We start from the raw sequence: 22390 nt of genomic DNA, 5'->3' as shown, positions 1-22390 counted from the left end.
TGTAAATGACAATTGTTCTCAATTGCAACATAAGTATTTTTATGCTGGTGTCTGATCAGCAACCAGAGCTGACAGGCATGTAAAGCATGTATCAAAGAGCAAGATATTGAAGGACGATGGCAGGGAACAATGCAAAACGAAAGCAAGGCAGGAAGTTAGAGAACAAGGCCGCTGAGAAAGGAAAAACAACAAAGGAAGATAGAAAAAAAGCAGCTGTAGCCAGCTAGATCACCATATGGAGAGTATTGCGCTCCCCACATGGTGGCATCCAGTCGTTGCTATAAATTGGGCGCGAGCCAGCGCTCCAGATACTCCTCCGAGAGCCCGCGTCTTGTCGCCATGTCCTTGAGCTGATCCTGGCCTATCTTGTCGACGCTGAAATACTTGGCATCAGCATGCGCCAGATAAAATCCGGATACGGCAGCGGCAGGCATCATGGCCAGCGACTCGGTCAGCGTCATGCCAATTTCATCGCACTGCATGACCTGGAACATATCGGGTTTGACCGTATGATCCGGACAGGCCGGGTAACCTGGTGCCGGACGAATGCCGCGGTATTGCTCCTTGATCAGGGCCTCGTTATCCAGCTGCTCGTCCGCGGCGTACCCCCAGAGGTCGGTACGCACACGGGCATGCAGGTATTCGGCAAAGGCTTCCGCCAATCGATCAGCCAACGACTTCAGCATGATGCTGCTGTAATCGTCATGGTCGTTCTCGAAGCGTTCCAGGTATTTGTCGATGCCCAACCCACCTGTCACCGCAAACATGCCGATGTAATCCGCCACGCCGGATGCCTTGGGCGCAATGTAATCGGCCAGACACTGATTGGGGCGTGCCACGCCATCAATCACCGGCTTGGCGGTCTGCTGGCGCATGCCATACCAGGTAAAGGCCACCTGGCTGCGGGTATCGTCGGTGTAGATTTCAATATCGTCGTCATTGACGGTATTGGCAGGCAATAGGGCAACAACGCCGTTGGCGGTCAGCCAGCGACCTTCGATAATTTTTTTCAGCATGGCCTGGCCTTCTGCCAGCAGCTTGGTGGCTGCTTCACCAACCACGCTATCGGTCAGGATGGCCGGATAAAAGCCAGCCAGATCCCATGTCTGGAAAAACGGACCCCAGTCGATGTAATCGGCAATGGTGGCCAGATCAATATTCTTGAACACGCGCCGACCAATAAACTTGGGTTTCACCGGGGCATTTGCACCATCAAACCTGGCTTTGACCTTGTTGGCACGTGCCTCTGCCAGGGTCAGCATGGTCGGGCCTTTTTTATTGGCATGCTGGGTACGCGCACGGTCATAATCCGCGGCAACCTCATTGATGTAGCTCTCACGCTGCTCAGGCGTCAGCAGCGACTGCATCACAGATACCGAGCGCGAAGCATCCGGCACATAGATCACTGGCCCATCATAATTCGGTGCGATCTTGACCGCAGTATGCGCACGCGAAGTCGTCGCGCCACCAATCAACAGCGGTATCTTCAGCATACGGAAGTGCGGGTCGCGCTGCATTTCCTTGGCGACATAGGCCATTTCTTCCAGCGACGGCGTGATCAGGCCCGACAAGCCGATGATGTCGGCATTTTCAACCTTGGCGGTCGCCAGAATTTCCGAGCACGGCACCATCACGCCCATGTTCACCACCTCGAAGTTGTTGCACTGCAGCACCACCGACACAATATTCTTGCCGATATCGTGCACATCGCCTTTTACTGTCGCAATCACCACCTTGCCCTTGGGCTTGGCGGCCACGCCGGTGCGCTTTTCTTCCGCGGCTTTTTCTTCCTCAATAAAGGGAATCAGGTGGGCTACGGCCTGCTTCATCACGCGCGCAGATTTCACTACCTGCGGCAGGAACATCTTGCCCTGACCAAACAGATCACCCACCACATTCATGCCGTCCATCAGCGGGCCTTCGATCACATTGATCGGGCGGCCCCCGGCGGCCATCACTTGCTGGCGCGCTTCCTCGGTGTCTTCCACAATAAATTCGGTAATGCCATGCACCATGGCATGCTCCAGCCGCTTGCCCACCGATACCGGCTGCTCAGGCGTGCCGCGCCACTCCAGCGTGGGCGCCTCTTTCTTGCCACCAGCAGTCAGGGTGGCCGCAAATTCAATCATGCGCTCCGTCGCATCTTCACGGCGATTCAACACCACATCTTCTACACGCTCGCGTAGCTCGGCAGGCAGATCATCGTACACACCGACCATGCCGGCATTGACGATACCCATGGTCATGCCCGCCTTGATGGCGTGATACAGGAACACAGTATGGATGGCTTCGCGGGCCGGGTCATTGCCGCGGAAGCTGAAGCTCACATTGGAAACGCCTCCGGAAATCTTGGCGTAAGGCAGGTTTTCCTTGATCCAGCGCGTGGCATTGATGAAATCCACGGCGTAGTTGTTGTGCTCCTCAATACCGGTGGCAACAGCAAAGATATTGGGGTCGAAGATAATGTCTTCAGGTGGGAAAGACGCCTCTTTTACCAGCAAATCATAAGCGCGTTTGCAGATCTCGATCTTGCGCTCATAGGTATCCGCCTGGCCTTTTTCATCAAAGGCCATGACGATGACCGCCGCGCCATAACGACGGCACAGACGCGCCTGCCGCAGAAACTCGGCTTCGCCTTCCTTCATGGAGATGGAATTGACGATGGACTTGCCTTGCACACACTTCAAGCCCGCCTCGATCACTTCCCACTTGGAAGAGTCGATCATGATGGGCACACGTGCAATGTCAGGCTCGGAGGCAACCAGATTCAGGAAGTGCGTCATCGCCTTCACGGCGTCCAGCATGCCTTCATCCATATTGATATCAATGACCTGCGCACCGTTTTCTACCTGCTGACGCGCCACCTGCAGGGCATCCTCATATTGTTCGTTCAGGATCATGCGGGCAAAGGCTTTGGAACCGGTGACATTGGTACGCTCGCCTACATTCACAAACAGGGAGCTGTCATCAATGATAAAAGGCTCAAGACCAGCCAGCAGCGTGGCATGGCGAGGCGCAGGCACCTGGCGGGGGGCGATGTTTTTCACCGTCTCGGCAATGGCCTGGATATGCGCAGGCGTGGTGCCGCAGCAGCCGCCTGCCACATTCACAAATCCGCTCTCGGCAAATTCTTTCAGCAGGCTGGAGGTATCCTGCGGCTCCTCGTCAAAGCCGGTGTCCGACATAGGGTTAGGCAAACCGGCATTGGGGTAGATGCAGACAAAGGTATCGGCGATCTTGGACAACTCTTCGGCATAAGGCCGCATCAGCGCGGCACCCAAGGCACAGTTAAGGCCTATGGTCAGTGGCCGGGCGTGGCGCACGGAATGCCAGAAGGCAGGCACCGTCTGACCTGAGAGTATGCGTCCGGAGGCATCTGTTACCGTGCCGGAAATCATGATGGGCAGGCGCTTGCCGCTTTGCTCAAAGTAGGCATCAATCGCAAACAGCGCGGCCTTGCAATTCAGCGTATCAAAAATGGTTTCAACAAGCAGGATATCGGCACCGCCTTCTACTAGCGCAATGGTCTGCTCCAGGTACGCCTTTACCAGCTGATCGAAGGTGATATTGCGGGCAGCCGGATCGTTAACGTCGGGGGAAATGGACGCGGTTTTTGGCGTAGGGCCGAGCGCGCCTGCCACAAAGCGCGGTTTGTCCGGCGTGCTGTATTTGTCGCAAGCGGCGCGTGCCAGCTTGGCGGCTTCCACGTTCATCTCAAACGCAAGGTGCGCCATGTGGTAATCCTCCTGCGCAACCGTGGTCGCGCCGAAGGTATTGGTCTCGATAATATCGGCACCTGCCGCCAGATATTGCTCGTGGATTTCCTGGATGATGTGCGGCTGAGTCAATGTCAGCAGCTCATTATTGCCTTTGACGAACAGTTCGCGCGCCTCGCCTTCTGCAGGCGCTGCATGCGGCTGACCACATCCACAGCCATCACCGTTGGGGCAAAATGCCAAGCCTGGCTTGAAATCGGCAAACCGGCCCTGCGGGCCACCGCGATAATCTTCCTCTGTCAGTTTGTAGCGCTGAATCATGGTCCCCATGGCGCCATCCAGAATCAGGATGCGCTCTGCCAGCAACTCGCGCAGGCGAACCTCAGTGGCAGAGATGGGAATGGCAGTGGATAACGTAGACGGCTGGTTCATGGGGCGCTCATATAGTGATGGCTAGTCTGGCATGACAGCCATGCGCAGACCTTGCGGTCAGCAGGTGTTAAGACAAAGGCGTCATTATAAAACAGGCACTGCTTTCAGGCACAGGCGATTGTTTATGCGCAGCTTTCCTTGGCTCATGGCAGACAACGAGGGTCATAGGACTGCAATTGCGCTATCGGGTTCAGATCAAGGCATTTTTGAGACATCATTTGCCTGTCACTGCCTGCCACCAGTTCTGGTTCAAACCACCGACGTGCCTAGCAAGCTGCCTATCCAGTAGGTCATGGCACCTGCAGCGCTGCCAATCAATAGCATGCGCAGGCCACCCTGCCAGGCATTTCGCCCGGTAAACAGGGATAAGGCAGCGCCTATGCCAAACAAGGCCAGCGCCGTCAGGGCAATCGCCCCCATCAGCGCATGGGCACCGCCGCCCAGCAGATAAGGCAACAGTGGTACCACCCCGCCAAAAGTAAACGCCAGGAAGGAGGACAGGGCCGCCGTCCACGGCGAGCCCAGCTCATCGGGATTCAAACCCAGCTCCTCCCGCGCCAGGGCATCCAGGCCTTTTTCCGGGTCGGCCACCATGCGCTCGGCCAAGGCCCGCGCTTCGGTTTCATTCAAGCCTCGGGCCTGATAAATCAGCTGCAGCTCACGCGCCTCTTGTTCGGGGTATTGCGCCAGCTCATCGCGTTCCAGCCCGATCTGATACTCAAACATTTCGCGCTGCGAGCGCATGGAAATATACTCGCCCGCCGCCATGGAAAATGCCCCGGCCAGCAAGCCAGCCACGCCGGTCATGAGGATGGTCGACACATTGGCCGCCGCTCCGGCGACGCCCATCACCAGGCATGCAATCGAAACCAGACCATCATTCACCCCAAACACGGCAGCGCGCAGGCCGCCGCTGGTACCGGCATTACGATGACCAAGCTCGACGTCATTAATGGAAAGCGGCGTCGGATGTTCATTCTGCTGCCGCGGCTGACGGTAAACGGATAGGCCGCGTATCTTGATGGCAGCCAGCAAGGGCTTCAATCGCCGGCCTCCAAGGCTACGCAGCAACAGCAGCACCACACGAGTGCGTAAATCGGGCTGATAGGTCTGGGGCATAGCCAAACCCTTGGCTATGCCTTGTTTATGCCATATGCCGGCTTGAGACTCCGCCTCGGCGGCCAGCTGTTTGAACAGTTCGCGATGCGCCTCGACGGGCTCCTGCACTGACATTTGTCTGTAAATGCAGGCGGATCGCATTTCTTCAAGCCAGGCGGAATGGTATTTTTCCATGAGATGTAAGCCTTTATATTTCGTGCTTGCGGTACTGAATCGCCTCGGCCACATGCGCAGTTGCGATATCCCTGGCACCCACCAGATCGGCAATCGTGCGGGCCAGCTTCAATATCCGATGATACGCCCGGGCGGACAGGTTGAGCCGATTGATGGCCTGCTTTACCAAGGCTTGGCCTTGGGCATCCAGCTCGCACCAGATATCGATCTCATGACTTTCCAATAGTGCATTGGCTTTCCCCTGGCGTTGCACTTGCAGCGCACGCGCAGCCTCGACACGGCGACGCACCAGATCACTGCTTTCGCTGCTCTCACGCGCCAGCAATTCATCGTCGCGCAAGGCAGGTACTTCTATATGCATGTCAATACGATCCATCAGCGGGCCGGAAAGACGATGGCGATAGCGCGACACCTGGTCAGGCGTGCAGCGGCATTTATTGTTGTAATGCCCCAGATACCCGCAAGGGCAGGGATTCATCGCGGCTACCAGCTGAAAGCGCGCGGGGAAATCTGCCTGCCGGGCAGCTCGGGAGATGGTGATGCGCCCCGATTCCAGCGGCTCGCGCAGCACCTCAAGCACCTTGCGATCAAACTCCGGCACTTCATCCAGAAACAGAATGCCGTGGTGCGCCAGGGATATTTCGCCCGGGCGTGGCACACTGCCGCCGCCCACCAGCGCCACCGCCGATGCCGTGTGGTGTGGCGCGCGGTAAGGCCGCTGCCGCCAAGCGCTTGCTCGAAACGCGCCGTTGAGCGACTGAATGGCGGCAGACTCTAATGCTTCTTCTTCGGTCATCGCGGGCAAAATACCTGGCAATCTGGCGGCCAGCATGGACTTCCCGGTGCCCGGCGGTCCTTGCATCAAGATACTGTGCCCGCCTGCCGCCGCCACTTCCAAAGCACGCTTGGCATGTGCCTGCCCTTTCACGTCGGCGAAGTCAGCATAAGCTAGCGTGGTGGATGGCACTTCCGGCTGCTGCAATGCCAACGGCGACTGACCAAGCAAATGCGCGCATACCGCAAGCAAGCTGCTGGCGGGCAGTATCTGCGCATCCGTCACCAGCGCAGCCTCCGCTGCACTGGCTTCGGGCAAAATAAAAGCCCGGCCATCGCGCCAGGCTTTATAGGTCATGGCCAAGGCCCCCTTAACGGGGCGCAGCTCCCCGGTAAGGGCGAGCTCTCCAGCCATTTCATATTGCGCCAAACCCTCTATCGGCAATTGGCCGGACGCCGCCAGAATCCCGATCGCGATCGGCAAATCATAGCGCCCACTTTCCTTGGGAAGATCGGCAGGCGCCAGGTTGACCGTAATGCGGCGAGCAGGAAATTCGAACTGCGCAGTCTGCAAGGCAGCGCGTACTCTATCTTTGCTCTCCTTCACCTCAGCTTCGGGTAAACCGACTATCGTAAAGCTGGGCAATCCATTGGCAAGGTGCACTTCCACATCCACTGGTGGTGCATCCATGCCACACAATGCACGACTTTTAATGACCGCAAGTGACATGATTCACATCTAACTGTTGGTTTTTTGCAACAAAACTTCCAGTTCTGTCAGTTTTTGTTCCATTTTTTCCAATTTACTCTGCGCCTCATCCAGCTGTTGCCTTGCAACCCGCAACAAATCGGCCTGTACGTCAAATTCCTCTCGAGAAACCAGCTCCAACTTGGTGAACGCGCCCTGTAATAGTGCATTTAAATTCTTCTCCAGATCACCCAATGGGGATGATTTGGAAATTTCCTTTATTTTCAATGACAAATCATTCAAAAAAGCCGAATTCATGTTTCATTTACCTCCATCCATTACGTCATATTGGCTGTTATTCAGTGCGCGCATACATATGTAAACGCACCATAGGGGTGCCGCAAATTATTGTAAACAAGGAAATACTCTCATTGTTTCACCCAGCTCATTACTTTAGCATTGTAACTCAATGTTTTTCCGTGCTTTGTCTTTTTGGCACGAGTGTTGCTTTATGTTTGTTGCTCGTTTTATGTTGTTTTTTTACTCTGAAAGGAAATTCAATGCGTAAATCGCTTTTACTGGTAGCCGTTCTGGGCACCTTCGCAGCACCTGCTGCCGTTTTGGCCGCCGACGCTGCCGCTGAAGAAGCTGCTTCGCCACACACTTTCACCTACAACGTTGGCCTTTACAGCCAATACATCTTCCGTGGTTTGACACAAACCGCTAATGAGCCAGCTCTGCAAGGCGGCGTTGACTACTCCCACTCCAGCGGTTTCTACCTGGGCACCTGGGGCTCCAACGTTAGCTGGACCAATGCTAACAACGCTGGCGGCAACTCCATGATCAAGCAAGACAGCAGCCTTGAGTGGGATATCTATGGTGGCTACCGCAGCACCATCGGTGACACTGGCATTGGCTACGATGTTGGTTTGCTGCAGTATGTATACCCAGGCAAGAAAGTTACCGGCGCACAAGATCCTAACACCACTGAAGTTTACGGTGCTTTGACTTGGAAGTTCTTCACTCTGAAAGATTCTTACGTTGTTTCTGACGGCGCTTTCGGTGTTGATGATGGCCGTGGTTCCAACTACGTTGATCTGACAGCTGTATATCCATTTGCAGATACTGGCTACTCGCTGATTGCCCACGTTGGCTACCAATACTTTGACGGCACTGCAAAATCCCTCAAAGGTACTAGCGAAGACAACGACGATCGCTTCACCTACACCGACTGGAAACTGGGCGTAGCTAAAGCCTGGGACAACGGTGTTAACGTTGGCGCTTACTACACCGGCACCGACACCGACAATGCCTGGAAGCTTGACGGCAAGAACATCGGTAAAGATGCAGTTACCGTTTACGTTCAAAAAACCTTCTAAATTCATTTAACCCTCAAGGTTAAATTGTTTAGTTAAACTGGGATGAGGCGGCTGAGCAACCCGCCTCATCACTTTCAACACTCATCAGGAGACACGCATGAAATTCGTATCCGCGATCATCAAGCCATTCAAGCTTGACGAGGTACGGGAGGCTCTTTCCGCCATCGGCGTACAGGGGATCACCGTTACTGAAGTCAAGGGTTTTGGACGTCAAAAGGGCCACACCGAGCTGTATCGTGGTGCCGAATATGTCGTCGATTTTCTGCCAAAAGTAAAACTCGAAGTCGCCATTAAAGACGACATGCTCGATCAGGTGATTGAAGTGATTGAGAAGTCCGCCACCACCGGCAAAATCGGCGATGGCAAAATTTTCATTTTTGATCTTGAGCAGGTTTATCGCATCCGTACCGGTGAAACCGGTCCTGACGCGCTCTAATAGGGGACAGCCATGAAACGATTTTTATCTCTGATTACATTAGTTGGTATGTTGGGCCTGGGTACACTGGGCGCCAGCACCATTGGTTTTGCCGAAGATGAAGCTCCGGCAGCCACCACCACCGAGGCAGCTCCTGCAGCTGCCCCAGCTGAAGCAGCGCCTGCCGCTGAGGCAGCTGCTCCTGCAGAAGCCGCACCAGCTGCTGCTGCAGAACCAAAACTGGATACCGGCAGCGCTGCCTGGATGATCACTGCCACTGTGCTGGTCGTGATGATGGCGGTACCTGGCCTGGCTCTGTTCTACGGCGGCCTGGTTCGCACCAAGAACATGCTGTCCGTGGGCATGCAGGTATTCGTTGCCTTCTCCCTGATCTCCGTGCTGTGGGCCGTATATGGCTACAGTATGGCCTTCTCGGAAGGGAACGCGATTGTCGGCGGCCTGAGCAAAGCTTTCCTGGCAGGTGTGACGCCTGACAGCCTCAGTGGTGTTATCCCTGAGTATGTCTTCATCACCTTCCAGCTGACCTTTGCTGCCATTACGCCAGCCCTGATCATCGGTGGTTTCTCCGAGCGTACCAAGTTCCCAGCCGTGCTGCTGTTCCTGGCACTGTGGGTGACTTTCGTTTACATCCCAATCGCCCACATGGTTTGGGGCGGCGGTCTGCTGAGCGATGCTGGCCCACTGTTTAACGGTCACGGCGCCAAGGACTTTGCTGGTGGTACTGTTGTGCACATCAACGCTGGTATTGCAGCGCTGGTAGGTGCCCTGGTTATCGGCAAGCGTATTGGTTACGGCAAAGAAGCCATGCCTCCACACAACCTGGTAATGACACTGATCGGTGCTTCTTTGCTGTGGGTGGGTTGGTTCGGTTTCAACGTAGGTAGCGAACTGGCTGTTGATGGTGTTGCTGGTCTGGTTCTGATCAACACACAACTGGCTACTGGTGCCGCTGTTGTTGGCTGGGTATTTGCTGAATGGCTATTCAAGGGCAAACCAAGCATGCTGGGTGCTGCTTCTGGCGCGATTGCTGGTCTGGTTGCCATCACCCCTGCTTGCGGCTTCATCGGCCCTATGGGTTCCATCATCCTCGGCTTCCTGGCCAGCTTCCTCAGCCTCTGGGCCGTTACCAAGCTGAAGAATGCCCTGGGTTATGATGACTCTCTGGATGTATTCGGTGTACACGGCCTGGCTGGTATTCTGGGCGCGATCGGCACCGGCGTGCTGATGTCTACTGACTTCGGCGGTGTTGGTTATGCTGAAGGTGTAACCCTGGGTCAGCAAGTAACGACCCAAGCCATCGCAGTAGGTATCACTGTGGTATGGACTGGCGTTATCAGCTACATCCTGTTCAAGATTGTTGACATCGTCATCGGCCTGCGTGCAAGCGAAGAGTCCGAGCGCGAAGGTCTGGACACCACTGAACATGGTGAACGTGCTTACCACTACTAAGCCCTGACGCTTAAGTAGCAGTTAGTCAAAACGGGCGCAGTGATGCGCCCGTTTTTTTATTGCACATTAAATTATTCAGCACGCGACGACCCAAGCCGCAGCAACATCCATGGATTGACACAGAGTCATCAAGCCATTGCCTGGTTTTGCACATTCATGGTGCACAAATGCACATTTTTCAGCTTTGGCAGGCTGTTTACCCCAGGAAAATAGCAGAGAATGCCGCCTCAAGAGCTGGCACAGCGTTTGCTTATGTATGATCAGGCATAAATTGCTCCACACCTCGGTGTTTCGAACATTTTATTGCTCGGTTTCCATGCATTATCTCCTCCTCTTCGGGCGCAATCTGCGCCCGTTTTTTTTAGGCAGATGGATGCAACTAAGCTAAAATCCTACGGACTCATACAATTTGATTGAATATGGTCCCTCATCTTACAACGGCCTTGACCGGCCCCCTGTTATCCCTTGAGCAACGCATGCTGGCAGCCATGCCACAAATCGAACATTGGTTTCGCAGCCAATGGGCCGAATATAGCGTTCCTTTTTATGCTTCCGTTGATTTGCGCAATGCCGGTTTCAAACTGGCTCCGGTAGATACCAATCTATTCCCCGGCGGATTCAATAACCTGAATCCCGAATTTCTCTCCCTCTGCGTGCAAGCCGCCATGAGTGCAGTTGAGAAGATCTGCCCGGATGCCCGGCGCCTGCTGGTGATTCCCGAAAACCATACCCGTAATACCTTTTACCTTCGCAATGTAGCAGCGCTGACCAACATCCTGCGGCATGCTGGTTTGGAGGTACGCATTGGCAGTATCTCGCCCGAAATTACCGAGCCGACCTACCTGGAAACGCATGATGGGGGCAGCATTCTGCTCGAGCCTGTGCAGCGCAAGGGCAATCGTCTGGTGCTCGATAATTTCGACAGTTGCGCCATTCTGCTCAATAACGATTTATCCGGTGGTGTGCCGGAGATTCTGCAAGGGCTGGAACAGAACCTGATTCCCCCCTTGCATGCTGGCTGGGCTACCCGCCGCAAATCACAGCACTTCAGTGCCTACAACCGCGTTGCCCAAGACTTCGCCAATCTGCTTGGCATTGATGAGTGGTTGGTAAACCCGTATTTCGATACCTGTAGCGGCCTGGATTTTCATGCGCGCGTAGGCGAAGCCGAGCTGGCTGAAAAAGTGGAACAGCTGCTCGCCAAAATTCGCATCAAATATGCGGAATATGGCGTGGAGCAAGAACCGTTTGTCATCGTGAAAGCCGACGCCGGCACTTACGGCATGGGCATCATGACGGTGAAAAGCCCGGATGATGTCAAAGACCTCAACCGCAAGCAGCGCAATAAAATGGCCGTGGTCAAAGAAGGCCTGCAAGTATCCGAAGTGATACTGCAAGAGGGCGTATATACGTTTGAATGCATCCATGATGCGGTGGCTGAGCCCGTGGTCTACATGATGGATCACTTTGTGGTGGGCGGTTTCTATCGTGTGCATACCGGACGTGGCGTGGATGAAAACCTCAATGCCCCTGGCATGCACTTCGAACCCCTGGCTTTTGAAAAACCTTGCTCGCTGCCCGACTGCGCAGGGGCGCCCGATGCGCCACCCAATCGTTTCTATGCCTATGGCGTTGTCGCGCGACTAGCCTTGCTGGCAGCGGCAATTGAGCTGCAAGAACACGACCCAGACCAATAATATGCAGCTACTCTTCATTCTGGATCCGCTGGACAAGCTGGTCACTTACAAAGATACCAGCCTCGCCATCATGCGCGAGGCTGCGCGTCGCGGCCATGCGCTGGCCGTATGCGAACAGCAGCAAGTGCTGCTGCGACATGACAAAGTCACCATTCAATATCGCGACTTTGCTTTTGGCGAGCATGGCTATGTACTGGGAGAGTTGCAGGAAACAGCACCCGAGCAGTTTGACGCAGTGCTGATGCGCAAAGACCCGCCCTTTGATAACGAATTTCTCTATAGCACCTACCTGCTGGAAATCGCCGAGCGGCAGGGGGCGCGCATTCTGAATGCGCCACAAGCGGTGCGTGGCTGGAACGAGAAACTCTCCATCACCCGCTTCCCGCAGTTTGCCCCGCCATTTCTGGTGACACGCCAGCGTGGGCTTATTCGCGAGTTTCTGGCGATGCATGGCGATATCGTAGTCAAGCCGCTGGATGGCATGGGCGGTAGCAGTGTGTTCCGTTTGACGCAGCAAGATCCGAACATCGGCGTGATTCTTGAAACCATCACCGACTTCGAAAAGCGTACCGTCATGGCCCAGCGCTATCTGCCAGAGATCGTTAAAGGCGACAAACGCATCCTGATCATTGACGGGGAGCCGGTACCTTACGCCCTGGCACGCATCCCGCAAAATGGCGAAACACGCGGCAACCTGGCAGCAGGCGGCAAAGGTGTAGCGCAACTGTTAACCGAACGCGATCGCGAGATTGCCACTACCGTCGGCAAAGTCTTGAAAGCGAATGGGCTATTCCTGGTTGGGCTTGATGTAATTGGCGACAGCCTCACAGAAGTGAATGTCACCAGCCCGACCGGCATGGTAGAGATTGCCGCACAAACTGACTGCAACCCGGCGGCATTGATGGTGGATGCGCTGGAGAAACTTCAGACCAGCTAGTTTTTTGATGCTGCCGGCTGCCTTTCAGCATTCGAGCTGAAAGGCAGCCCCCTAAAGATGCCTTACTCCGTTGTAATTTCGCGCCAGCTGGAGCGCGTTGGCGTCAAGGAGCTACCCGATGTCGCAACCGAGCCACCCGTAGTTATGGTTTTCGTTGTATCGCCGCCCACTGTCGAGGTGCTGTAGCGCAAGGTGCCATTGGGAAGTGTATATAGCGATAGGCCTGTGACCAAACCACCAGAAGAATTATAGGTGCCCTGCGCACTAGTTCCCGATGTGGTAAACCGTCCGGTTTTGTAATCAAAGAAATATATCCAGCTATCCCCACCAGGACTACATGCATCACCACTGGGAATACCACTCGCCACCACCAGCGTCCCCAAACCTAACTGTGGGTTAACAAAGACGCGCTCCCCCGTTGTCGGAAGATCGGCATACCAACTGCCGTTAACGCCCGTGCCACTGACGGTGGCGGTATTGCCGGATTTTGAAATGGTGATGGGATTGGTACGCGCATTGCTAATGGCAGTCCCTGTATCGCGTAGGGCATAAATGGTTTGCACGCCCGTCGTGGTCAGATCCGTCAGCCCCAGATATGAGCCCGTTGCCACATATACGATATGCGCAGTGCTACCGGAAATGGCGGCCAACTCAGGTTTGGTGGTAATCGGCTGGGCGGTATTGCCGTACTTCAGCTGGGCCAAGGTGGTGACATTGTAATCGCTCATGTTAAAGCGCCAGACATTCCCGAGAAGGTCGCCACCATAGACCTGCGTAATGGTAGCATCTGCGTTGCCGTTATCCGACCAGCCACTGATTCTGGACAAGCCGCTAGGGGTAGTGGTATCTCCCACTCCGGTCGATACTTTCCTGATCAGTGCGCCTGTCAGGGCATTCAGCACATACAGATAGCCTTTGCCATCCCCTGGGGTCACATTGTTGTAACCGGAAGTCACCATCACCACCCAGGTACCATTGGGCAATTTGCCGATCACAGGATTGCCAAAGGTATAGCCCAGATTTTCATCCGCGACATCGCACACATTGCTGTCACTGCAGAACTCCCATAAGCCTTTGGGGTCAGCTGGGTTTGTGACATCCAGCGCGTAATAGCCACGACCGCCGCCATTCAGGCCACCGACCAAGATGGTTTTCCAGCCACCACCCGCAAAGATATCCATGACGATAGGCGAACCATCGACATAATACTTGTGTTTGGATGAGTAGTTTTTATCTGCCAAGGCATACATGTTGGACATGACCGTACGCGGTACAAAAGCCCAGCGCTCGGCGCCTGTATCGGCGTTGAACGCGTGCAGCATGCCGTCATTCCCCCCTACATACAAGGTCGCGGGACGATTGATATTGGCAGTCTTGAACGTGCCATAACTAGGGGAAACATAGTCGCCAAAGTTATAGCGAGGTGCTTTGACATAAGCCGGGATCGAGTTGGCCAGATCACCCAGCACATGCTCACGATCGCGGAAAGCCTTGCTGGCCTGCGGAGTGGTGCCTACATTTTCGTGCTGACTCTGTCCGCGCAGAAAATTAATAAGATGAGTGGGATTATTCGCGATCGCCTGTGTGGGCGAGTTCAAAACCGGGCATTGCGATAACTTGCTGCATTGATTGGTAAATAACAGCAACTCGGTCGAGCTGAGGGTGGCAGGATCAAATTTCACCAACACACGGCTGGTATTCATTTTGAGGATAGTACGGGTGTCCGTATCTATACCCCCCTTGGCATCCAGCTGGCTCTGGGCAGACCACAAGTTCGATGAGCTGGCCAGACCGGTCGTCAAGTCAATGGTACTAGCGACGACCTCACCATCCCATTTCACGGTGCGGTAAGTAGAGTTGAAGGCATAATTATCGCCGGATGTCAGGTTGGGGGTGCTGGTCGTCGCAGCCGATGCGTCGGTAGACTTGGTGTTGACAGCGGCCAGGGCTGTTTGCAATCCGGAGGTTACGGCAGATGGATCTGATGCACTGAAATACCTGCCACGGCCATTTACTGCGGCGTGCCACAGATCGTCAACGGCAGTCAGGGTGTCCGCCACAGGTACTGGCCAGTTTCTAACGCCATCAATAATATCCTTGAAGTCCCCTTGTGGGGTCTGGTAGTAGGGGTCGTAGTCAAGCTCACCATTCAGCCCCAGCCCCAGAGTAAAGGTCACCATATGCTGCTCATTATTGCTATCAGTAGGAGATTTCAATAAATCACTGGCTGCCATGGAAGGCCGCAGATCCGTTTTATAGTAATACATTGCAACATCAGCCAAGGTTTCTTTAGAGCCGGACAGGCCGCCATCATAAGCACCATCAGCTCGCGTTGAATACCCCTCATCCTTACTATCCTCGTTGGAAATAAGAGTAGCTCCATCCAACATCACACCCTTGTTACCATTCCAATAACCGTCTGTGGTGAGAATTGTAAAGTTCTGCTGGCACGAATACTGTACGGGGTCATCCGTGGTCATAGAGTTAATGCCGTTGGTCTTGCCACCATAATAGCGCCCCACGCGGGAGAGCGCTTCTCGCAAGGGGGTACCGCCACTAGGATCCATTCCGTAAAGGCGCTGGTACCAGGTTTTCTTGTTGGTCGCGTTAAAGGTATCCAGTTTTAGGAATTTGTTGGAAGCCGTATTCAGTGTGATAAATCCTACCCGGTAGGCATCATCCAGCGAGCTGAAAGCCCGCCCTGCCGAACTTTTCATATTCATCATCCGGGTGCGGTAATAGGCATACCAGTTGGCAAAATTGGTCATTTCCTCGGCATAGCTGCAGGTGCTGCCACTGCAATCTGTGCGGCTATCTGCCTTGGGAAAGGTCGCGCCGGAGACAATGTTTACCCGCTTGAATTTGCCATAACGCACGTACTTAAAGCTAGATGCCAAAACGTATGTAGCTTGGCAAGCATTGACTGGCGGATTATCCGCCCTGCCAGCGTTTGTCTCAGTATTGCAATATCGAGCGTAAGAAGGAACGCTGTAGGTGGCTGTGGCTGCTGACTGAACGCTACAATCCTTCAGGTCTGCCTTTTTGCAATACTCAATGGGAATGATGTCGTAATAGTGCGGAGAGCTATCGGACTTGGTTTTCGGTACCCGATAGGTCCCTGCTGTCGAAGTGTAAGGCGAAGTTCTTGCGTTATCAGGAAAATCATAATCATCATAAGAACCGCTTGCCCGGTAGTCGATGCCGTTGCGCTTGCAATCGGAGTTATTATTAGGATCGCAGTAAACCAGTTCAGGAAATCCAGACACCAATTTCACTGTCGCAGAGGTTTGACCACAACTGCTACCCAAGGCAAGCCCATTTACACGGACTGCAGCCCAAACATTGGTTTGGGAGCTGTTCTGGGTAGGAAGATTAGTTGAAGGATCGCAAGGGTTTACCGGAGGAGTATAGGTAATGTTTGGATTGTAATAGGCCTGATTAAATCGGTAACTATAGAAAGGAGGTGCCCCTCCTTCTATCATGCTGGTACCATCAATATTTCCACCATTGCATTTAGTGCTTCCGCCGGAAACCAGACGACAGTCATAATATAAGCTATCGCCCAAAATATTGTTTCCATTTGGGACACGAAACACATTATCCGGCAGGAAATTGAAATCCATACTGCCCGAGTCATCCAGAACAAACATGACATTCGGCTTTACCACCGTACCCGAGTTATTGGAGATAGGCGCCGCCGCAATATCAGTAAGCGCTGCACTGGCATTCGTTGCGGTCAGCAAAGTAAGCCAGGTCAGAAAAACGGCAACGACGATTTCAGGTTTTCTGTTAAGCATGTTCCTGACTCCTAAGGCTTCACTGTAATTGTGCTCTGGGTAATGCTCACCGCATTACGGGGACCTTTTACCCGGGTAGTAACTCGGTAATACACCATAAACTGTCCATTCAGAGTATTGCTGCCCCCACCCTCTATTCCCACATTGCCTTGCGAGTTACCGCTGGCAACCGTGCGTTTCACACAGGACTGTCCTTCCGCGTTATAAGCAGTGCCAGCCACCTTACACATGCGCTGAATAACATATTGCGTGGTGTTGCCTGCCCCATCAGCCGCCAAGGTAATGGCTCTGCTCCATGCAGACTCAGCGACCCAGTTGCGGTCATTCCATGCATCGACAGTAGAGCCCGGAGAGCCGCCATTCGCAGGCAATGATGAGAAATAGCCATTCCCTGGACTATCCGAATTCAGTGAGCTCTGATTGGCGGAAAGCCATTGATAGGCAATCTGGATGCCACGGTCTGAGGACATCAGGGCCGATTTCTTGAAAGCCACATTCCCGGCGATGATGTTGCCGGTATCCACTGACCGCACCAAGGCGATACCGGCAAGCGTCATTGCCACCAGAAAAATCAGGGCGAGGAACATCACCACACCGCGCTGTGCGTTAGGCGTTGTATGCATTATTCGGGATTCCATACCAGGTTACGCAAGACGTTGGTCGTTTCAAACACGCGATAGCGATAACATTGCCAGTCGCTATTGGTCGAGATATTGCTGAAGGATTTTGTCGTCACCCCATCTGGCCGCCAGACGGGCAAGCTAGTGGTGACATTACAGGCAGCTTCACGCTTGATGCTACGGGCCACAAGACCATAGCGTATCGCCTTGACCTGCATCCAGGCATCATTCAATGCGGTGACGTTCGCACCACTAGGGGTCACCGTATCCCAGGTTTCAATGACGCCGTCGTTATCCATATCTTTGCCATACTCGGCCTGCAAGTCGACGATATCCGTGGCGAGAATGCTCTGCGTGCCCAGCATGTTATTGGTTTGCACCAGATTGCTGCGACCAGAACTGTCGCGGACGATGCTGTAAATATTGTTGACAGGAGCCTGGCCGAGATTGAACAAAAGACTGTTGATCGGGTAAGCGGCAACACTGCCATCGTTATAGCGAAAGCTTTGTGTGACGGGCCCCAACTGGTAGGAGCCGCTCTCATGTTTGATGCGATTGTCTACTGTGTCAGAGCCGCTGAACTGAATCACCTCTCCAGTACCAGTAGTGGCATCCGCCACCACCATGACGTCTGCCATACTGAAGCCATATATATTATTTACATTAATGTCATAAGAACCAGCGGCCATCGGCGTGCGCAAATATTCTGGCACGCTGGTATTCGAAGCATTGCCATAGCTGATGATGATGGTATCAGGCGCGTTTGCAGCGCCTTGCACAATCAGGATAGGGGCAAACACAAAAGGCATGGCGGCAACTGAACGAGCACCAGAATCGTTAATGGTGATGGTGCCGCCCATGAAACCAGATGACGGACAAACCCCTGAACACGCCGTCACATTCATGCCATAGCCTGCCTGCCGCAGGTCCTTGTCCATCAGCAACATGGCCAGCGCGCCATTCTGCTGCGCATCGCTGCCACTAGTGGTGGTCTGCTTGCTTTGCTCGGTAATAGAAAACACCTGGGTGATCACAAGGCTGCCCAGCAACGCGATGACAATGCCAACCATCAACTCGACCAGACTGAACCCACGGGAAAAATGCTTGATTGTCATGGTTATTGCCGTGCGCTGATGTAGGAGACTGAGCGGAAATTGTGCCGCCCTTCATTGGCCGTCGCACCGGGGGCCTGCCAGAAAATATTGACAGTCACCGTCCAGCCATTAGCGGCGCTGCCAGCGACAGTGATAGTAGGAGCATTGAGGTTGCCCTGCACGTTGACACCGGGCAAGGTACCAATATTTGCCAGCCAGGGCGTGAGGGCAGCTGCTGAGCCACCCGGATAGGTATAGGTCGAAATATTGGGCACATCTGCCCACATCAAAGACACAATACGCTCCGCATAAAGGCTGGCTTCAAGGCGATACTGGGCGTCGGCGACGGTTTTGATGGCCGAGGCATGCAGGCCTACGATTGCGAGTATCCCTATCGAAAAAATCAGAATGGCAATCAGGCCCTCCAGCAGAATCGACCCTTGCTGAGAAGCTCGTTTTTGATAAGGGGCAGCGGGTATCAACATCTTCTGCCATCTCCGGTTAATGTGACATTCGGATCACAGCTACGCACCGTGGAGCCGCGGATCTGGATACGCAACTCCCGACTTTGCTGAGAAGTAATGTTGTCGTTATCAATCGTGATATCGCTGATGGAGCTTGCCAATGACACACCACCGACATCCGGATCAGGTATCCGCCCCATCCCATTAAATGTAATGGTCGCAGCACCGCCGGGGATCACTGTAGTCTTTACCGAACTCGCACTTTCTGAAGCATCGCGACTCTGGATAATGGCGGGGCAATCCTGCAAGCCATCACCATCGTTATCACCCACCACCGTCAGGCAACCTACGCGCCATCCGGTCTGGCCTATCAGGGTAAAACGCACCTGGGCATTGCGACGCACGGCCTCGGCGCGCGCCAGTTGCAAGCCATTCAAAATGGCTTCAGACGCTGACTTGATTTGTACATTGGCCATGAAAATACGAAAGCTGGGAATCGCTACCGCTGCCAGAATGCCGACAATGCTGATCACGATCAGCATTTCAATCAGCGTAAAACCGGTAGCATGGCGAACAGACCTCATTAGCAACTGCTCCCTGCCTTGGTCAGCCAACAGGTAGATGATGTCTGGATTGTGCTTCCGAACTTGGTCTGTGAAGTTTTGGCGTTGTTCTGGTCTATGGTGAAGATGAACCCCGCCATAGCACCGCTACCCGTAGCTGTAATGGTATAGGCTTGCCCGCCATTGCTGGTTGCGCATGCCACAGTGAACTGATTTATCGTCGATGCCGTCGCGCCACACGCACCGCCGTTCGCATAGGTACGGTTATCCTGATAATAGCGCTCCATGCGGTTACGCATTTGCGAAAGCTCACCGGTTGCCTGAGGAATCTGGGCGCGCTTCACATAATCGGTATAGCTGGGATAAGCAACGGCAGCCAGGATGCCGATGATGGCAACCGTGATCATCAATTCAATCAATGTAAAACCAGCTTGCTGGCAATCTCGGAATACTTGGCGCATGGCGTACCCTTTCTAGGTAACTGAATCATGCTTATCTTAGCGCGCAAACGCCAGTCTCGCCCGACGTATGGTCAATTTTGGGCGATAAGCGGCGCGCAAGGCCTCCGCCATGCGATATAGAGGCTTTGTGTTAAAATACACAGGCTTTTCACTTGTACAGGCACACCCCATGCGCGCAGTTCTCCTCGGCCTTTTATTTACCATCAGCCTCGCTGCCTGCGGCACCAAGGGGCCGCTTTACATCCCTGAAAAGCAATATCCGCTCGATCCGGCGGAGCGAAAAGCGGTACCCAAACCCGCCAAGCAAAGCAGCGACCAGGTGCCCTGAGGCAGTTGGCAGCTGAAATTCTTTGTAATCCCTTACACCCACACGGCATAGATCAACTCACGTGAACGCATTTCAACTCAAGAACGGCCAACTGCACGCCGAACAAGTGCCGCTGAACCAGTTGGCAGAGGAATTCTCCACCCCTTGCTACGTCTACTCGCGCCAGGCGCTGGAAACGGCCTATCGCGACTTTCAGCAAGGCTTTGCGGGCGTAGACCACCTCGTGTGCTTTGCGGTCAAAGCCAATCCCAGCCTGGGCGTGCTGAGCGTATTCGCCAAGCTGGGCGCCGGGTTTGATATTGTCTCCGGTGGTGAGCTGGCGCGCGTACTGGCAGCGGGCGGTGATGCCTCCAAAGTGGTGTTTTCCGGCGTGGGTAAAACCGCCGATGAAATGCGGGCTGCTCTGACCGCGGGGATTTTCTGCTTCAATGTCGAGTCCGCAGCCGAGTTGGAACGTTTGAATGAGGTGGCAGGCAGCATGGGCAGAATTGCCCCGGTATCGCTGCGGGTCAACCCTAACGTGGATGCCAAAACCCACCCTTATATTTCCACTGGCCTCAAGAACAACAAGTTCGGCGTTGCCTACGAGCAGTCACTGGCGCTTTATCAGCAGGCCGCGGCTATGCCCAACATTGACGTGCACGGCGTGGATTGCCATATCGGCTCTCAGCTGACTGAGCTGTCGCCGTTTCTGGATGCGTTTGACCGCGTACTGGCATTGGTTGACCAGCTGGAAGCAGCTGGCATTGCTATCCGCCACATCGATGCAGGTGGTGGTATCGGCATTTGCTACAACGAAGAAACACCCCCGGATTTTGCCGCCTATGCCGCGGCGATGTTAAAGAAGCTGGGTGATCGCAAGGTCAAGCTGGTGTTTGAGCCTGGCCGTGCACTGGTAGGGAATGCTGGCGCCTTGCTGACGCGTGTGGAATACCTCAAGCACACCGAAGCCAAGAACTTTGCGATTGTGGATGCCGCCATGAATGACCTGATGCGGCCTGCGCTTTACGATGCTTACCACCAGATTGCCGAAGTCAGCCCCGATGCCACGCCCAAAGAGATATACGAGATTGTGGGCCCGGTTTGTGAAAGCGGCGACTTTCTTGGCCATGATCGTGAACTCGGCTTGAAGCAAGGCGATCTGCTGGCGATCCTGTCGGCGGGTGCTTATGGCATGAGCATGAGCTCCAATTACAATACTCGCCCCCGGGCCGCGGAAATTATGGTGGATGGTGCAAGCTATCAACTCATCCGCAAGCGGGAAACTATTGCCGAGCTGTTTGCGCTGGAAAATGTCGTAAAAGACTGATGTCATCCATCTGCAAACAACAAAAAAAGCGAACGGTTACACGTTCGCTTTTTTGTTTGGCTTTACGACTGGTAGCCGCTTAAATGCAGCCGCCTAATCAAAAATCACCGTCTTGTTGGCGTAAAGCAGGATACGGTTTTCAATGTGCCAACGCACGGCGCGCGATAGCACCACGCGTTCCAGATCACGCCCCTTCTGGATCAAATCTTCCACCTGGTCGCGATGGGAAATACGCGCAATATCTTGCTCGATGATCGGGCCTTCATCCAACACTTCGGTTACATAATGGCTGGTCGCCCCGATCAGTTTGACGCCGCGCTCAAATGCGCGATGATACGGACGCGCGCCAATAAACGCCGGCAGGAAGGAATGGTGAATATTGATGATGCGCTGCGGATACCGCTGCACAAAAGCAGGCGACAATATCTGCATGTAACGCGCCAGCACGATGAGGTCCACGCCGTATCGGTCAAACAACGCGAACTGCTTTGCTTCGGCTTCGGCCTTGTTGTCACGGTTCACTTCCACATAATGGAAAGGGATGCCATGGTACTCAGCCAGCCGCTCGGTATGGCGGTGGTTGCTGACAATCAGCGGAATCTCGCAAGCCAGTTCACCACTTTGGTGACGATGCAGCAAATCGACCAAGCAATGATCGTATTGCGACACCATGATCGCCATGCGATTGCGCCTCTGACCAAGCTTGAGCTGCCAGGTCATGCTGAAACGCTCGGCGATTGGCGTGAAATGCTCAGAAAAATTATCGGCATTGATGGCAGAATCGCTGAGATCCCACTCAACCCGCATCAAAAACAGGCCGTTTTCAGCGTCCTGATGCTGGTCAGCATGCAGGATATTGGCATTGTGGCGGTATAAAAAATCCGCAATACCTGCAACGATCCCTTTCTGGTCCGGGCAGGTCACCAGCAATGTGGCGGTATTCTTCATCATGG

The 22390-nt window shown here is 54.1% G+C and carries 18 protein-coding genes; 7 read left to right on the top strand and 11 right to left on the bottom strand.

All coding sequences use genetic code 11. The features are described 5' to 3' along the window. Positions 1–278: 278 nt before the first annotated feature. From metH to ACWWD9_RS01630, 4 genes are all read right to left on the bottom strand, one after another. Positions 279–4148 carry a methionine synthase gene (metH, locus tag ACWWD9_RS01645; protein WP_455867523.1) on the bottom strand — a complete coding sequence of 1290 codons (3870 nt, stop codon included), beginning with the start codon at positions 4146–4148 and terminating at the stop codon, positions 279–281. Between the two features lie 249 nt (positions 4149–4397). After that, positions 4398–5441 (bottom strand): VIT1/CCC1 transporter family protein, encoded by a 1044-nt coding sequence (locus ACWWD9_RS01640; RefSeq protein WP_455867522.1) that lies wholly within the window; start codon positions 5439–5441, stop codon positions 4398–4400. 13 nt (positions 5442–5454) lie between these two features. Beyond that, the gene (locus ACWWD9_RS01635; protein ID WP_455867521.1) at positions 5455–6945 is read right to left on the bottom strand and encodes a YifB family Mg chelatase-like AAA ATPase; all 1491 of its coding nucleotides are present in this window, start codon (positions 6943–6945) and stop codon (positions 5455–5457) included. 9 nt (positions 6946–6954) lie between these two features. Beyond that, positions 6955–7221 (bottom strand): accessory factor UbiK family protein, encoded by a 267-nt coding sequence (locus ACWWD9_RS01630; protein ID WP_455867520.1) that lies wholly within the window; start codon positions 7219–7221, stop codon positions 6955–6957. Between the two features lie 242 nt (positions 7222–7463). On the opposite strand from ACWWD9_RS01630, the gene ACWWD9_RS01625 reads away from it, so the two are divergent. The 5 genes from ACWWD9_RS01625 to gshB all read left to right on the top strand — a co-directional run bounded on the left by ACWWD9_RS01625 (position 7464) and on the right by gshB (position 12801). Further along, positions 7464–8282, top strand: a complete 819-nt coding sequence (locus ACWWD9_RS01625; protein ID WP_013443290.1) for a TorF family putative porin — start codon at positions 7464–7466, stop codon at positions 8280–8282. Between the two features lie 97 nt (positions 8283–8379). Further along, positions 8380–8718, top strand: a complete 339-nt coding sequence (gene glnK / locus ACWWD9_RS01620; protein WP_013443291.1) for a P-II family nitrogen regulator — start codon at positions 8380–8382, stop codon at positions 8716–8718. 12 nt (positions 8719–8730) lie between these two features. Continuing rightward, a complete protein-coding gene (locus ACWWD9_RS01615; protein ID WP_455867519.1) occupies positions 8731–10167 on the top strand; it encodes an ammonium transporter in 1437 nt (478 codons plus the stop codon). A gap of 419 nt (positions 10168–10586) precedes the next feature. Further along, positions 10587–11864: a glutamate--cysteine ligase gene (gene gshA, locus ACWWD9_RS01610; protein WP_041362419.1), complete on the top strand. Its 1278-nt coding sequence runs from the start codon at positions 10587–10589 to the stop codon at positions 11862–11864. Between the two features lies 1 nt (position 11865). Continuing rightward, positions 11866–12801 carry a glutathione synthase gene (gene gshB, locus ACWWD9_RS01605; protein WP_455867518.1) on the top strand — a complete coding sequence of 312 codons (936 nt, stop codon included), beginning with the start codon at positions 11866–11868 and terminating at the stop codon, positions 12799–12801. Positions 12802–12863: 62 nt separating this feature from the next. Here gshB and ACWWD9_RS01600 read toward each other — a convergent pair whose 3' ends face one another. The 6 genes from ACWWD9_RS01600 to ACWWD9_RS01575 are packed head-to-tail and all read right to left on the bottom strand — an operon-like array spanning position 12864 to position 19800. Further along, positions 12864–16598: a pilus assembly protein gene (locus tag ACWWD9_RS01600; protein ID WP_455867517.1), complete on the bottom strand. Its 3735-nt coding sequence runs from the start codon at positions 16596–16598 to the stop codon at positions 12864–12866. 11 nt (positions 16599–16609) lie between these two features. Then, positions 16610–17221 carry a pilus assembly PilX family protein gene (locus ACWWD9_RS01595; protein WP_455867516.1) on the bottom strand — a complete coding sequence of 204 codons (612 nt, stop codon included), beginning with the start codon at positions 17219–17221 and terminating at the stop codon, positions 16610–16612. Beyond that, a complete protein-coding gene (locus ACWWD9_RS01590; protein WP_455867515.1) occupies positions 17221–18333 on the bottom strand; it encodes a PilW family protein in 1113 nt (370 codons plus the stop codon). Before ACWWD9_RS01590 ends, ACWWD9_RS01595 begins: the two co-directional genes overlap by 1 nt. 2 nt (positions 18334–18335) lie before the next feature. Further along, positions 18336–18797: a type IV pilus modification PilV family protein gene (locus ACWWD9_RS01585; protein WP_455867514.1), complete on the bottom strand. Its 462-nt coding sequence runs from the start codon at positions 18795–18797 to the stop codon at positions 18336–18338. Beyond that, on the bottom strand, positions 18791–19360 hold the full coding sequence (locus ACWWD9_RS01580) for a GspH/FimT family pseudopilin (RefSeq protein ID WP_455867513.1): 570 nt from the start codon (positions 19358–19360) through the stop codon (positions 18791–18793). Before ACWWD9_RS01580 ends, ACWWD9_RS01585 begins: the two co-directional genes overlap by 7 nt. Further along, the gene (locus tag ACWWD9_RS01575; protein ID WP_455867512.1) at positions 19360–19800 is read right to left on the bottom strand and encodes a type IV pilin protein; all 441 of its coding nucleotides are present in this window, start codon (positions 19798–19800) and stop codon (positions 19360–19362) included. The genes ACWWD9_RS01580 and ACWWD9_RS01575 overlap by 1 nt, the downstream gene beginning before the upstream one ends. Before the next feature lie 169 nt (positions 19801–19969). Here ACWWD9_RS01575 and lptM point away from each other — a divergent pair, with 169 nt between their 5' ends. Then, entirely contained in the window at positions 19970–20128 is a 159-nt protein-coding gene (lptM, locus tag ACWWD9_RS01570; protein ID WP_013443301.1) for an LPS translocon maturation chaperone LptM, read from the top strand. A gap of 61 nt (positions 20129–20189) precedes the next feature. Next, positions 20190–21437, top strand: a complete 1248-nt coding sequence (lysA, locus tag ACWWD9_RS01565; RefSeq protein WP_455867511.1) for a diaminopimelate decarboxylase — start codon at positions 20190–20192, stop codon at positions 21435–21437. 93 nt (positions 21438–21530) lie between these two features. Here the strand turns inward: lysA and purU are convergent, their stop codons facing one another. Beyond that, positions 21531–22385, bottom strand: coding sequence for a formyltetrahydrofolate deformylase (gene purU, locus ACWWD9_RS01560; RefSeq protein ID WP_455868126.1), 855 nt, complete (start codon positions 22383–22385; stop codon positions 21531–21533). Between the last annotated feature and the right edge of the window lie 5 nt (positions 22386–22390).

The sequence above is a fragment of the Methylovorus sp. SPW-M1 genome, assembly GCF_053848825.1.
This window is presented reverse-complemented; position numbering and strand designations above follow the sequence as displayed.

Excerpts from the sequence above, each read along its gene's own strand:
- ACWWD9_RS01585 (WP_455867514.1), bottom strand. The coding sequence starts at position 18,797 with ATGTTGATACCCGCTGCCCCTTATCAAAAACGAGCTTCTCAGCAAGGG.
- lptM (WP_013443301.1), top strand. The coding sequence starts at position 19,970 with ATGCGCGCAGTTCTCCTCGGCCTTTTATTTACCATCAGCCTCGCTGCC.
- gshA (WP_041362419.1), top strand. The coding sequence starts at position 10,587 with ATGGTCCCTCATCTTACAACGGCCTTGACCGGCCCCCTGTTATCCCTT.
- ACWWD9_RS01630 (WP_455867520.1), bottom strand. The coding sequence starts at position 7,221 with ATGAATTCGGCTTTTTTGAATGATTTGTCATTGAAAATAAAGGAAATT.
- gshB (WP_455867518.1), top strand. The coding sequence starts at position 11,866 with ATGCAGCTACTCTTCATTCTGGATCCGCTGGACAAGCTGGTCACTTAC.
- ACWWD9_RS01615 (WP_455867519.1), top strand. The coding sequence starts at position 8,731 with ATGAAACGATTTTTATCTCTGATTACATTAGTTGGTATGTTGGGCCTG.
- ACWWD9_RS01575 (WP_455867512.1), bottom strand. The coding sequence starts at position 19,800 with ATGCGCCAAGTATTCCGAGATTGCCAGCAAGCTGGTTTTACATTGATT.
- ACWWD9_RS01635 (WP_455867521.1), bottom strand. The coding sequence starts at position 6,945 with ATGTCACTTGCGGTCATTAAAAGTCGTGCATTGTGTGGCATGGATGCA.
- ACWWD9_RS01600 (WP_455867517.1), bottom strand. The coding sequence starts at position 16,598 with ATGCTTAACAGAAAACCTGAAATCGTCGTTGCCGTTTTTCTGACCTGG.
- ACWWD9_RS01595 (WP_455867516.1), bottom strand. The coding sequence starts at position 17,221 with ATGCATACAACGCCTAACGCACAGCGCGGTGTGGTGATGTTCCTCGCC.
- metH (WP_455867523.1), bottom strand. The coding sequence starts at position 4,148 with ATGAACCAGCCGTCTACGTTATCCACTGCCATTCCCATCTCTGCCACT.
- ACWWD9_RS01590 (WP_455867515.1), bottom strand. The coding sequence starts at position 18,333 with ATGACAATCAAGCATTTTTCCCGTGGGTTCAGTCTGGTCGAGTTGATG.
- purU (WP_455868126.1), bottom strand. The coding sequence starts at position 22,385 with ATGAAGAATACCGCCACATTGCTGGTGACCTGCCCGGACCAGAAAGGG.
- ACWWD9_RS01625 (WP_013443290.1), top strand. The coding sequence starts at position 7,464 with ATGCGTAAATCGCTTTTACTGGTAGCCGTTCTGGGCACCTTCGCAGCA.
- ACWWD9_RS01640 (WP_455867522.1), bottom strand. The coding sequence starts at position 5,441 with ATGGAAAAATACCATTCCGCCTGGCTTGAAGAAATGCGATCCGCCTGC.
- glnK (WP_013443291.1), top strand. The coding sequence starts at position 8,380 with ATGAAATTCGTATCCGCGATCATCAAGCCATTCAAGCTTGACGAGGTA.
- ACWWD9_RS01580 (WP_455867513.1), bottom strand. The coding sequence starts at position 19,360 with ATGAGGTCTGTTCGCCATGCTACCGGTTTTACGCTGATTGAAATGCTG.